This window comes from Pseudomonas fluorescens group sp. PF-69 (genome assembly GCF_054481235.1).
Map to the genome: position 1 here is coordinate 4,691,770 of NZ_JBTMNC010000001.1, position 13,377 is coordinate 4,705,146.

Consider the following 13,377-nt stretch of genomic DNA (forward strand, 5'->3'; position numbering starts at 1 on the left):
GGGGATATGCGCAGCGTACTACTTGGCCTCCGGCCAAAACCGCTCCCCACCCCCCGGCGCTTCCGTCCAGGTCTGCAACGAGCGTGTCGGCAGATCGAAGTAATCCCGCGTGCGCGCATAACCATGGCCGCCCATCCGCCCGATCGCGTCGAGCCCCAGTTGATCGATGTACAGGGTTTTCGGGTCGATCAGTTCATCGCGGACATGGGCCATCAGCACTTCGCCGAAGATGATTTCCCGCGACTGGCCGATGGACAGCGCCATCATCCGGCGACATTCCAGCGCCACCGGCGCTTCGCCGATCCGTGGGCATTTGACCGTGGTGCCGGGAATGGCGGTGAGGCCGGCGGCGGTGAGTTCGTCGAAGCCGGGGGCGAAGGGCACGGCGCAGACGTTCATGGCTTCCACCAGCGCATCACTGACGATGTTGACGGTGAATTCCTGGTTGAGCTGGATGTTGCGCGTGGTGTCCTTGGGGCTCTGGTCGCCGTAGTTTTCCACGCCCAGGGCGAGGATCGGCGGATCGGCCGAGAGTGCATTGAAAAAGCTGAACGGGGCGGCGTTGATCCGGCCTTCACCGTCGACCGTGGTGACCAGGGCAATCGGCCGTGGCACCACGCTGCCGATCAGAATCTTGTATTTGTCTCGCGCACTCAGCGTGCTGAAGTCGAAGCTTTGCATGGGCAGGATTCTCTAAAGAAGTGGATCGATGGCGCTCAGTGGCGCCTGTGCGCTGTAGTCGTCGGCGAACGGGATGGCCGGTTGGAACAAGGTCTTCCAGTCCGGTTGGCCAAAGGCCCGCTCGCTGTGGCTGCGCATCAGTTTTTCGAATTGCTGTTGGGCCTGGCGTTGCAGGATGGAGTAGTCGACACCCTGGACCTGGCCGTCCTGCATCACGCAGCGGCCATCGATGTAACTGGCGATGCAGTCGTCGCCGCGTCCGGCCAGCACCAGGTTTTTCAACGGGTCGAACAGCGGCCCCAGGTGCAGGCCGCGCAGGCTGAACACGGTGATGTCGGCCTTGGCCCCCGGCGCCAGGCGACCGATATCGTCACGCCCCAGTGCCTTCGCGCCGCCGAGGGTGGCGGCGTTGTACAGGTCCAATGTGCTAGTCAGCGAATGGCCGCCCTCCATCAGTCGAGCGATGTTCAGGCCCTGGCGCATGTTGTCGAGCAAATCCGCTGGCCAGGTGTCGCTGCCCAGGGCGAAGTTGATGCCCTTGGCCCGATAGCGGCCGAAGGCGTTGAGCGCCTCGCCATCCCGGGCAAATACCACAGGGCAATGCACCAGGCTCGCGCCGCCATCCACCAGCCGCTGCAGGTCGTCATCGCCCTGGGTGTAGATGCCGTGGGGCAGCAGGCTGCGCGGATTCAAAAGCCCAAGCTGCTGCAACCAGCCCAGCGGTGACGCGCCTCGCAGTTGTTCGACCATCGCCACTTCGCCGAGCCCCTGGCAACAATGCAAACGCATCGGTGCGTTCAGCTCGCGGCTCAGCGCCGCGGTGCGTTGCAGCAGCGCCGGCGTGCAGGTCTGGATGCGGTCCGGCAACAGCGCACCACGAATCAGGCCGTCGTTCGCGCCGTCGAAATCCCGGAAAAACCGTTCCGCCGCATCGAGTCCGGCCAGGCCCCGGGCTTCATCCCAGTGATGCGCCAACGTGCCGTCGGCCTGCCAGTAACTCATGCCGCTCATGTAGCAAGGGCCGAGATACGTGCGCAGTCCCAATTCGCTTGCCACACCGGCCACCGCCGCAAACTCGTCGTAGGTCTCCGCCCATTGGCGGTAGTACATCGAGGTGATCGGCATGGCGGTGGTGATGCCGTTGCGGATCAGTTGGGTGAAGGCGTAGCGATACTTGAAGACTTCTTCTTCAGGGCTGTAGCTCTCCCGTGGTCCGCGCGCCAGATAGTCCGCCGACCACATCCGGCCCATGTCGCGCTCGTCGCCGTTGTCCAGGGTCAGGACCGTCGAGTCGAGATCGCCCAAGGCATCCAGATCGATGAAACCGGGGCCGATCAGCGCATTGCCGTAGTCGATCCATTGACCCACCGGCCCCGGATAACCGCGCCCGACAAACACAATGCGCGAGCCTTCGAACACCACTTCGCCATCGCGCCACAGCACGTGTTGCGTGCCGTCGAAGCCGACCACGCAACTGGCTCGAAGCCCGATGCGATTCACAAACGACTGTCCAGCAGGCGACCGCCCGAAGCGATCAACTGCCCGCCGCGATAAACCTGGCGAACCGGCCGCGAAACCACGGCTTCACCCAGGGTCTGCACCGGCATCAATATAAAGTCCGCCGGCCCGCCCAGCGCCAGTCCATAGTCCGTAGCGCCCAGTGCCCGAGCGCCATTCACCGTCGCCGCTTCGAACGCCGCCGCCAGTTCATCGTCCTTGTTCAGGTCGAAACGAAATGCCAGCAACATTGCTCGCTCCAGCATGTCGCCGTTGCCCATGGGCGACCAGGCGTCGCGAATGCCGTCGGAACCCAGGCAGACATTCACCCCGGTTTCGCGCAGGGCCAGGAATGGCGGCACCGCGCAATCGGCCGGTGCCGAGCTCATCAACGAAATACCCAGCGCCGCGAGGCGTTCGGCCACGGGTTTGACCTGGCTCCACGGCAGCATGCCGAGGCAGTAGGCATGACTGATCATCACCCGGCCCTGACGCCCGAAGTGTTCGGTGTAATCGGCGATCAGCGCGATTTGCCACAGTCCCAGTTCACCCTTGTCGTGCAGGTGAATGTCCACGCCACGGTCGAACTCGCTGGCCAGTTTGAACACGAAGTCGAGTTGGGCGATGGGGTCGTTGTCGATGCCGCAGGGGTCGAGGCCGCCGACGTTCTCCACGCCCAGGGCCATGGCTTTGCGCATCAGTTCGGCGGTGCCGGGGCGGCTGATCAGGCCGGTTTGCGGGAACACCACCAGTTGCAGGTCGATCAGGTCGCGGTACTTTTCCTGCAGTTGCTGCATGGCTTCGACGTGGCGCAGGCCGAACTCCGGGTCGATGTCGACGTGGCAGCGCATGGTCAGCGAGCCACGGGCGATGCAGTTTTCCAGCAGGGCTCCGGCCCGTTGCGCGATGGGGGTTTGGACTTCACGCAGGATCCGCCGTTCGTTGGCGATGTAGTCCTTGAGGGTCGGGCCGGCGCTGTTGGGGCGCCACGGCTGGCCCCAGAGGGTTTTGTCCAGGTGGACGTGGCTTTCCACCAGGGCCGGGGTCAGCAGTTGGTTTTGGCCATCGAGGTCGGTGGCGAGTAATTCAGTGGTCGAGGCCGGGCGACGTTGGGTGAACCGGCCGTTTTCGATCAGCAGGTCTTCGGCGGGGGTGCCGTAGGGGCGCACATTGCGCAGCCAGCGGGGTTGATTCATTGCAAACCTCAAGTTGTATGTTGTCAGGGCCGGCCTATTCGCGAGCAGGCTCGCTCCCACATGTGGAATGCGTCACCAGTGGGAGCGAGCCTGCTCGCGATGGCCGCGACTCGGTCTCAAGTCAGGCAATCAGCCCTTGAGCTTCGCCCAGATGCGGTCCTGCAGTTCTCGCGCCTTGTTGCTGCACTCTTTCTCGGGGCGCAGGCGCGAGGCGAATTCGTCGGGCATGTTGATGGCGTCCATCACACGCCATTTGGCGTCGATCAACGTGTCGCTCTGGATGCCGTTGGCATAGGCGATGGCGTTGGACACGGCGGCAGCGTTTTCCGGTTTCATCATCCAGTCGATGAAGATCTTCGCGTTGCCGGGGTGCGGGGCGCTTTTCGGCACGGCGAAGTTGTCCTGGAACATCGCCAGGCCTTCGCGCGGGTAGACGTACTTGATGGTGCTCTTCTGCAGCGTGGCGCGGGCGGTGGAGCCGTTCCAGTTCTGCATCATGATCACTTCACCGGAGGCCATGCGGTCGACGGTGTTGTCCGAGCTGTACATCTTCAGGAACGGTTTCTGTTTTTGCAGCAGTTCGAGGATGCGCTTGGCGTCCTGCGGGTTTTCGCTGCATTCGTCGACGTTCAGGTAATGGCTGGCGGCATTGATCACGCTGCTGGAGGTGTCGAGTGCGGCGAGCTGGCCTTGCAGTTCCTTGCGCGGTTCGAAGAACTCTTTCCACGAGTCGTCGAGTTTGCCGCCCGGCACCCGCGCACTGTCATAGGAAAACCCGGTGCTGCCCCACAGGTACGGTGCCGAGAATTTGCGGCCGGGGTCGAAACTCGGGTCGCGGAATGCCGGCTTCACGTATTGGAAATTGGGCAGGGTCGAGGCGTCGATTTCCAGCAGCAGGTTCTGGTTGATCAGGGTGCGCATGATCGACTGCGACGGCACGATCACGTCATACGCCGCGCCCCCGGCCTGCAATTTGGCCAGCAGGGTTTCGTTGCTGTCGTAGCCGTCCATGGTGACCTTGATCCCGGTCTCCTTTTCGAACTTGGCCAGCAGGTCGACCGGGTAGTAGTCGGTCCAGTTATAGAAGAACAGTTCCTTGGGCTCGGCGGCGTGTGCACTGAAAGCGGTGAAGCAACTCAAGGCCAGACTGGCAACGGCGAAACGCATGCTTTTCACTTTTTTGTTCATAAAAACAGGCTCCAGGCTCATTGTTGTTTACCGCGCTGTCCCAGCCAGAAGGCCAGCACCACCAGCACGATGGAAATCACCAGCATCAGGGTCGAAATCGCGTTGATCTCCGGCGTCACGCCGGCCTTGATCGCGGAGAAGATGTACACCGGCAGGGTGGTCGAACCCGGCCCGGCGACGAAGAAGGTCATGATGAAATCGTCGAGGCTGACCACGAACGCCAGCACCGAACCGGACAACACCGCCGGCCACAGCAGCGGCAAGGTCACCCGGCGAAACACCTGCCACGGGTTGGCGTACAGATCGTTCGCCGCTTCCAGCAGGCTCTTGTCCAGGTCATTGAGCCGCGCGCGGATCGGCAGGTACGCGAAGGGAATGCAGAAGCCGACGTGCGCGATGATCACTGTCAGCAAACCGAGCTTGATCCCCAGTGCCATGAACAGCAGCAAGGTGGCGACCGCCGTGACGATCTCCGGCAGGATCAGCGGCAGGTTGATCCCGCCCTCGACCATTTTCTGTCCGTAGAACGGCCGGTAGGTGGCCAGCGCCGCGAGCAGGGCAATGGCCGTGGCGCAGGCCGTGGCGATGCTGGCGACAATGATCGAGTTCAGCGCCGCCGTCTGGATCGACGGGTTGGCCAGAATCCGCCCATACCAGGCGAAGGAGAACTCGGTCCACACCGTCGCCGAGCGGTTGGCGTTGAAGCTGTAGGCAATCAACACCAGGATCGGCAGGTACAGATAAGCCAGCATCAACAGACTGACTTCACGGGTCAGGGGCAGTTTTTTCAGGTGCAGGGCGATCATGCTTGGGCTCCCCGACGCAGGGTCTTGGTGGCATTGCGGCTATAGAGGGCGTACAGCACCAGGGACAGCATCATGATCCCCAGCAACAGGAACGACAGCGAACTGCCCAGCGGCCAATTGCGCGCGGTGCCGAACTGTTGCTGGATCAGGTTGCCGATCATCAGCGTCTTGCCGCCGCCGAGAATCGCCGGGGTAATGAATGCGCCGAGGCTCGGCACGAACACCAGCAGGGAACCGGCAATCACCCCCGGCATCGACAGCGGCAAAATAATCCGCTTCAGCGCGTGCCAGCGATTGGCACCCAGGTCATAGGCGGCTTCCACCAGGCGCCAGTCGAGTTTCTCCAGGGTCGAGTAGATCGGCAGGATCATGAACGGCAGAAAGCTGTAGACCAGCCCGACGCTGACTGCGAAGTCGTTGTAGAGCAGGGTGATGCCGCCGGCCTGGGGGAACAGCGCATTGAGGGTTTGGGCGACCCAGCCCTGTTCGCGCAGGATGATCAGCCAGGCGTAGTTGCGGATCAGCAGGTTGGTCCAGAACGGGATGGTGATCAGCAAGACCATCAGGTTGCGCCGGCGCGGTGTCAGGCTCGACATCCACAAGGCCACCGGAAAGCCAAAGAGGAAGCACAACACGGTCGTGCCACCGGCCTGGAACACCGAGCGCAACAACGCTTGGGCGTAGACCCAGTTCAGCTCCAGTTCGCCGTCGAAACCTTCCTGGAAAAACAGCTGCACGTAGCTTTGCAGTTGCCAGTTGGCCTGCCAGTCGACGCCGCCATACACGTTGCGCGGCAACAGGCTGATGTAGCCCATGATGCCCAGCGGGATGGCGATCAGGGCCAGCAGGGTCAGAACCACCGGGCTGAGCAACAGCGCGCGGTTGAGGGCGGGAGAAGTGCTGCTGACGCTCATTTCAGGCCTCCATCAGCAAACAGGCGTGGGGCGGCAGGTTGACCGCGACGCGATCGCCCACCACCCGCCCGCGATTCAGGCCTTCGTTGTTCTCGCGCAGCATGACCTTGATGTCGTTGTTCAAGCGGCACTGATAGAGGGTCGCGGTGCCGACATACAACACCGCCTCGATCACCCCGCGCAGGTGATGCGGTTGCGTCGGATCGACCAGTTGCGAACGCTCCGGACGGAACGCCAGTTGCACGCTGGAGCCATCGAAGCCCTGGGCCGGGCAGGGGATTTCCACCGGCATGCCATTGGGCACGAAGAGTTTTTCGTTCTGCTGGCCGCGCTTGAGGTGGCCGGGCAGGAAGTTGATGTCGCCGATGAACTGCGCGACAAACTGATGTTGCGGCCGTTCGTAGATGTCATTGGGCGTGCCGATCTGCAGGATCTTGCCGGCGGACATCACCGCAATACGATCGGACAGGGTCAGCGCTTCTTCCTGGTCGTGGGTGACGAAAATGAAGGTGATCCCGGCTTCCTTCTGCACGCGCTTGAGTTCGACCTGCATTTCCTTGCGCAGCTTGAGGTCCAGGGCCGACAGCGGTTCGTCGAGCAACAGCACTTTCGGTTTCGGCGCCAGGGCCCGGGCCAGAGCCACGCGTTGCTGTTGACCACCGGACAATTCCGCCGGTTTGCGCTTGGCCAGGTGCTGCATTTGCACCAGCGCGAGCATTTCGTCGACCCGCTGCGCGATCTGCTTGTGATCAAGACCCTGCATCTCAAGGCCGAAGGCGATATTCTGCGCAACACTCATGTGCGGAAACAGCGCGTAGCTCTGGAAAACCGTGTTGACCCGGCGCTTGAACGGCGGCAAGTCATTGACCGGTTCGCCCGCGAGGCGAATTTCGCCGTCGCTGACGTGTTCGAAGCCGGCGATGGTGCGCAGCAGGGTGGTTTTGCCACAGCCGGAAGGGCCGAGCAGGGTGAAGAATTCGTTGTCGGCAATGTCGACTGAAACGTTGTCGAGGGCTGGAGCCAGCCCCGGATCGTCGGAATACCGTTTAAAGACGTTACGCACTTCGATTGCAACTGGACGACCCATAATGGTGCATTCCTCTAATTATTGTATGCAAAATCTGGATGCAATTTAGAAATACCCGGATTAACCTGCTCGTGCAACCCCCTTTTGAAAGGCTGTTCATTCGCCTGGGGCTGATTGCATGGCGCTGAAGGAGTGATCGAATGGCGGAAAAGAAACTGGAAACCACGGTCGACCGTGTCTACCAAGGGGTTTACGAGGCGATCAGTAAGCGCACCTTGCGTCCCGGGATGAAGCTGGGCGAGTCCTCGCTGGCCGAACTTTTCAATGTCAGCCGCACGTCGGTTCGTGCCGCGCTCAAGCAGCTGGAAGCCGATGGCCTGGTCACCACAGAGCCCAATAAAGGTGCGTCGGTATCGTTACCAAGCGACGAAGAGATCCGTTCGCTGTTCGAGACCCGGCGCCTGATCGAAATCGGCATCGTCAGCGAACTGTGCCGTCGCCGCGATACCGCCGTGACCCAGGATTTGCGCGATCACTTGCTGCTGGAGGACGAGGCGCATCAAAGTGGCGATCACGAGCGCTTGATCCATTTGCTTGGCGAGTTCCACATCAAACTGGCCCGCAGCCTGAACAACCCGGTGTTGCTGGACTGGTTCCAGAAACTGATCTCCCGCGCCTCGCTGTACGCCGCCGCGCTGGATGACGATAGCCACGAAGCCTGTCGCGATGACGAACACCTGCGGTTGATCGAGTACATCGAAGCCGGCAACCAGAGCGCGGCGATCGAACTGACCTGCATGCATTTGAACGGCATCGAGAAGGCGATACTGGATGTGGCCGCCACGTTGAAAACCGGTTATCACCCGCTTAAACACCTGATCGAGGTGTAATCATCCGGTCTGAAACTGCTCATGCACCCACATGGATTTTTTGCCAGCCACAGGTTTTGGTCGTTCAAGATGGATCGCGAGAATTAGCTATACCTCTATGAAACCAATGGCATCCGTGATGCTCGAAACAAACGGGTGTGATTTTCTGGATAAGGCCAACCGATGCAGTTTCTAGAGGATAGCCACGGGTGTGCCGGCTGGAGCGGCGAAATGGCCGGGCGCATTCGTGCGTTCGACTGGAGCCGGACCGAGCTGGGCAACATCGATACCTGGCCCAAGAGCCTGAGCGGCTCGGTGCAGCTGATGCTTGCCTCGCCACTGCCGATGGTGATGCTCTGGGGGCGGCCCGGCTACATGATCTATAACGATGCCTATTCGGAGTTTGCCGGCGGGCGTCATCCTTATCTGTTGGGTTCTCCGGTCGAGCTGGGCTGGCCGGAAGTCGCCGAATTCAATCGACATGTCGTCGATACCTGCCTGGCCGGCGGTACCTTGTCCTACCGCAATAAAGAATTGGTACTGCTCAGGAGCGGCATCCCGGAAGACGTGTGGATGGACCTCTATTACAGCCCGGTCGCCGATGATGACGGCCAGCCCGCCGGGGTCATGGCGATGGTCGTCGAGACCACCGAGCGGGTGATTTCCGAACGCCGTCGCCAGACCGCCGAAGATGCCTATCGCGCCGACAACGAACGGGTACGCCTGGCGTTGAATGCCGGCGCCTTGCTGGGTTCGTTTGTCTGGGACGTGAAGAGCAATGTGCTGAGCGGCGATGAGCGTTTCGCCCGCACCTTTTCCTATCCCGCCGAACAGCCGCTGGACAACCTGCCACAAGACATCGCTGAAGCGCATATCCACCGTGACGACCTCGGTTGGCTGCAGGAACAGGTCCGGCAATCGATGGCGACGGGCGAACCCTTCAATGCCGAATATCGGGTCATCCGCCCTGATGGCAGCTATCTGTGGGTACTCGCCAGTGGCTGTTGCGAGTTCAATGAACAGGGCGAGCCGTTTCGTTTCCCCGGGGTGTTGATCGACATTCATGAACGCAAGATCGCCGAAGAGTCCTTGCTCAGGTTCACCCGCAACCTGGAGCAACGCGTGGCCGATGAAGTCGAGGCGCGACTGGCGGCGGAAGAACAATTGCGCCAATCACAGAAGCTCGAAGCCATCGGCGGCCTGACCGGCGGCGTGGCCCACGACTTCAACAATCTGTTGCAGGTGATCGCCGGCAACCTGCACTTGCTGGCCCGGCATGAGCCGAATAACGCCAATGTCCAGCGCCGGGTGGCGGCGTCGATTGCCGCCGTCGAACGCGGGGCAAAACTGTCTTCGCAATTGCTCGCGTTTGCCCGTCGCCAGCCCTTGTCCCCGGCCATTTATACGCCTGAGCAGATTTTCGATGGCCTAGGTGAGCTGTTGCAGCGTGCGTTGGGTGAAACCTTCCAGGTGCAAATGCGTGCGCCCGCCAACCTTTGGCAGGTGTTCGTCGATCGCAATCAACTGGAAAATGCCATTCTCAACCTGGCCATCAATGCCCGTGATGCCATGAAAGGTGAGGGGACCATCGACCTGAGCGCAGAAAACATCCGCCTTGATCGCGCCTTTTGCACAGGCAAGGGTATTGTCGCCGGCGACTATGTACGGGTATCGGTGGCCGACACCGGTGCGGGCATGCCACCGCAGGTGCTCGCCCAGGCGTTCGAACCGTTCTTCACCACCAAACCGGATGGCCAAGGGACAGGGCTTGGCTTGAGCATGGTGTTCGGTTTCGTCAAACAGAGCGGCGGGCACATCGAGATGTCCAGTGTCGTCGGCGAAGGTACCCGGGTGCAGCTGTACTTCCCGCGCAGCCTGCGCACGGCGGGCAATGAAACAAGCACTCCTGAAGTGCAGCAACGGGGCGGGCACGAGCGGATTCTGGTGGTCGAGGACAATGAAGCGGTGCGCATGTCGACGGTGGAGTTGTTGCGCGAGGAGGGCTATCAGGTGCTGACGGCCGGCAATGCCGATATCGCCATGCAGATGTTGCTGGAAGGCGTCGCGGTGGACCTGATTTTCACCGATGTGGTCATGCCGGGCCTGATCAAGAGCTCGGATCTCGCGGCGTGGGCCAAGGTGCAGAATCCGCCCGTGACGGTGCTGTTCACCTCGGGGCATACCCGTGACATTATCTCGCGCAACCACCAACTCAGCCCGGATACCCATTTGCTGGGCAAGCCCTACGGCCCCGACGCGCTGACCCGCATGATTCGTACGGTGCTCAACCGTTGACCCAAAAACCTGTAGGCGCTGGCTTGTCGGGTCGCCGCATCGCAGCGATCGCGTCAGGTCAGTCGCCTCTTTATTGACTGCAAGTCAGCTCACAGTAATTTGAATTTTTCAGATATCCAATCAAGGCGACCTGATGACCTCGAACCGCACCTCCACTCCAACCTCCGGCATGGTCAAGGTACGCGGTGCCCGGGAACACAACCTCAAGAACGTCGATGTCGATATTCCCCGCGATGCCCTGGTGGTGTTCACCGGGGTGTCCGGTTCGGGAAAATCGTCGCTGGCGTTTTCGACCCTCTACGCTGAAGCGCAGCGGCGCTATTTCGAATCCGTCGCCCCTTATGCGCGGCGCCTGATCGATCAGGTCGGCGTCCCGGATGTGGACTCCATCGAAGGCTTGCCGCCGGCCGTGGCCCTGCAGCAGCAACGGGGCACGCCAAGCACGCGTTCTTCGGTGGGCAGCGTGACGACGTTGTCGAGCCTGATCCGCATGCTCTATTCCCGCGCCGGCAGTTACCCGCCGGGCCAGCCGATGCTGTACGCCGAAGATTTTTCGCCCAATACGCCCCAGGGTGCCTGCCCGGAATGTCACGGCCTGGGCCGGGTGTATGAAGTCACCGAGGCGCTGATGGTCCCGGACCCGAGCCTGACCATCCGCCAGCGCGCCGTCGCCTCGTGGCCCCTGGCCTGGCAGGGCCAGAACCTGCGCGACATTCTGGTGACCATGGGCTACGACGTCGATATTCCCTGGCGTGACCTGCCGAAAAAGCAACGCGACTGGATTCTGTTCACCGAGGAAACCCCGACGGTGCCGGTGTATGCCGGCCTCACTCCGGAAGAAACCCGGGTCGCCCTCAAGCGCAAGATGGAACCGAGTTACCAGGGCACCTTCACCGGCGCGCGTCGCTACATCCTGCACACCTTCACCCACTCGCAGAGTGCGCTGATGAAAAAGCGTGTCTCGCAGTTCATGCTCGGCAGCCCGTGCCCGTTGTGCGAGGGCAAGCGGCTCAAACGCGAGGCGCTGTCGGTGACCTTTGCCGGCTACGACATCGGCGCGCTGTCACAGATGCCGTTGTTGCAAGTCGCTGAGGTGCTGAAGCCGGTGGCGGCCCGGCATTACCTTGAGGAAGGTGATGAAGCGGGCGAGGTGCTGAGCCACAGCCAGACCCGCGAGGCCCGTGAACAGCGCGTGGCCCACGGCGCCAGCGGCCATGCGAATGCCCCCGATGTACGCCATACGCCGAACCTGTCGGTGGAGAAACGCCTGGCCGCGCAACGAATCGCCCAGGATTTGCTGGAACGGGTCAGTACCCTGACCGACCTTGGCCTCGGTTACCTGGCGCTGGAGCGCAGCACGCCGACGCTGTCCTCGGGTGAGTTGCAGCGTCTGCGCCTGGCGACGCAGTTGGGCTCGCAGTTGTTCGGCGTGATCTACGTGCTGGATGAACCCTCGGCGGGCCTGCATCCGGCGGATGGCGAGGCGTTGTTCGACGCCTTGCAACGCTTGAAGGCCGCCGGCAATACCTTGTTCGTGGTGGAGCACGATCTGCAAACCATGCAGCGTGCCGACTGGTTGATCGACGTCGGCCCGGCGGCGGGGGAGCATGGCGGGCGGGTGCTGTACAGCGGTCCACCGGCCGGACTGGCTGACGTGGCCGAATCGCAAACCCGCGCCTACCTGTTCGCCGAGCAGGCCAGTCAGGTCCGCACCAGCCGCAAGGCCGGGGATTGGCTACGCCTGGAAGGCATTACCCGCAACAACCTGAACAACCTCGATGTCGAGTTTCCATTGGGATGTTTCACCGCGGTGACCGGCGTTTCCGGTTCGGGCAAGTCGAGCCTGGTCAGCCAGGCATTGCTGGAACTGGTCGGCGCGCACCTCGGGCGTCCGGCCACCGACAGCGAGCCCCAGGAGTTGAATCTGGAGGACGACACGCCGCAGGTCAGCGGTGGCCAGGTCACGGCGGGGCTGGCGTCGATCAAGCGTCTGGTGCAAGTCGATCAGAAGCCCATCGGTCGCACACCGCGCTCCAACCTGGCGACCTACACCGGGCTGTTCGACAACGTGCGCAAACTCTACGCTGCCACGCCCGAGGCGCAAGCGGCGGGTTATGACGCCGGGCAGTTTTCCTTCAACGTTGCCAAGGGCCGTTGCCCGACCTGTGAAGGCGAGGGTTTTGTCAGCGTTGAGTTGCTGTTCATGCCCAGCGTCTATGCACCGTGCCCGACTTGCCACGGTGACCGCTACAACCCTGAGACGCTGGCGATCACCTGGCAGGGCCGCAACATTGCGCAGGTCCTGCAATTGACGGTGGATGAGGCGGTCGACGTGTTCGCCGGGCAAGCGGCTATCCGCCGCTCGCTGGAGGTGCTGCGCGACATCGGCCTGGGCTATTTGCGCCTCGGTCAACCGGCGACGGAGCTGTCCGGCGGCGAAGCCCAGCGCATCAAGCTGGCCACCGAACTGCAACGCAACCAGCGCGGCGCCACGCTCTATGTGCTCGACGAACCCACCACCGGACTGCACCCACGGGACGTCGATCGCTTGCTGGAGCAATTGAACAACCTGGTGACGGCGGGGCACACGGTGATTGTCGTCGAGCACGAAATGCGCGTGGTGGCGCAGAGTGACTGGGTGATCGATATCGGCCCCGGGGCGGGGGATCAGGGCGGCAAGGTGGTCGTGGCGGGGACGCCGCAGAAAGTCGCCAAGAGCAAGAAGAGCCGGACTGCGCCGTTTTTGGCCCGGGTGCTTGGCGCGGTGTGAATGGTCGGTGTTCTTTTGGTCTCCTGGCGTAATGCTGTTCATTTAAGAGATAGAGCGAGCAATCAGTCATCTGTGGCGAGCGAGCTTGATGCGTAGGTTGTTCAGTCGAGAGAACGTGGACCACTGTAGGAGCG

At 62.0% G+C, this 13,377-nt stretch carries 10 protein-coding genes; 3 read left to right on the top strand and 7 right to left on the bottom strand.

The window, feature by feature from the left end; all coding sequences use genetic code 11:
• Positions 1-18: 18 nt before the first annotated feature.
• From ACX3YF_RS22205 to ACX3YF_RS22235, 7 genes are all read right to left on the bottom strand, one after another.
• Entirely contained in the window at positions 19-681 is a 663-nt protein-coding gene (locus ACX3YF_RS22205) for a flavin reductase family protein (RefSeq protein WP_458974259.1), read from the bottom strand.
• Positions 682-693: 12 nt separating this feature from the next.
• Complete coding sequence (locus tag ACX3YF_RS22210) at positions 694-2,181, bottom strand: amidohydrolase family protein (protein WP_130204089.1); 1,488 nt, start codon at positions 2,179-2,181, stop codon at positions 694-696.
• Positions 2,178-3,374, bottom strand: coding sequence for an amidohydrolase family protein (locus tag ACX3YF_RS22215; protein WP_458974260.1), 1,197 nt, complete (start codon positions 3,372-3,374; stop codon positions 2,178-2,180). Before ACX3YF_RS22215 ends, ACX3YF_RS22210 begins: the two co-directional genes overlap by 4 nt.
• Positions 3,375-3,503: 129 nt before the next feature.
• Positions 3,504-4,562, bottom strand: a complete 1,059-nt coding sequence (locus tag ACX3YF_RS22220; RefSeq protein ID WP_448646730.1) for an extracellular solute-binding protein — start codon at positions 4,560-4,562, stop codon at positions 3,504-3,506.
• A gap of 17 nt (positions 4,563-4,579) precedes the next feature.
• A complete protein-coding gene (locus ACX3YF_RS22225; RefSeq protein ID WP_458945006.1) occupies positions 4,580-5,368 on the bottom strand; it encodes an ABC transporter permease in 789 nt (262 codons plus the stop codon).
• Positions 5,365-6,282, bottom strand: coding sequence for an ABC transporter permease (locus tag ACX3YF_RS22230; protein ID WP_458945007.1), 918 nt, complete (start codon positions 6,280-6,282; stop codon positions 5,365-5,367). Before ACX3YF_RS22230 ends, ACX3YF_RS22225 begins: the two co-directional genes overlap by 4 nt.
• Position 6,283: 1 nt before the next feature.
• Positions 6,284-7,369 (bottom strand): ABC transporter ATP-binding protein, encoded by a 1,086-nt coding sequence (locus ACX3YF_RS22235; protein ID WP_130204084.1) that lies wholly within the window; start codon positions 7,367-7,369, stop codon positions 6,284-6,286.
• Between the two features lie 140 nt (positions 7,370-7,509).
• On the opposite strand from ACX3YF_RS22235, the gene ACX3YF_RS22240 reads away from it, so the two are divergent.
• From ACX3YF_RS22240 to ACX3YF_RS22250, 3 genes are all read left to right on the top strand, one after another.
• Positions 7,510-8,199 (top strand): GntR family transcriptional regulator, encoded by a 690-nt coding sequence (locus tag ACX3YF_RS22240; protein ID WP_047529816.1) that lies wholly within the window; start codon positions 7,510-7,512, stop codon positions 8,197-8,199.
• Positions 8,200-8,361: 162 nt separating this feature from the next.
• Entirely contained in the window at positions 8,362-10,473 is a 2,112-nt protein-coding gene (locus ACX3YF_RS22245; RefSeq protein WP_458974261.1) for a hybrid sensor histidine kinase/response regulator, read from the top strand.
• 133 nt (positions 10,474-10,606) lie between these two features.
• Positions 10,607-13,243: an excinuclease ABC subunit UvrA gene (locus ACX3YF_RS22250; protein ID WP_458974262.1), complete on the top strand. Its 2,637-nt coding sequence runs from the start codon at positions 10,607-10,609 to the stop codon at positions 13,241-13,243.
• Positions 13,244-13,377: the final 134 nt, after the last annotated feature.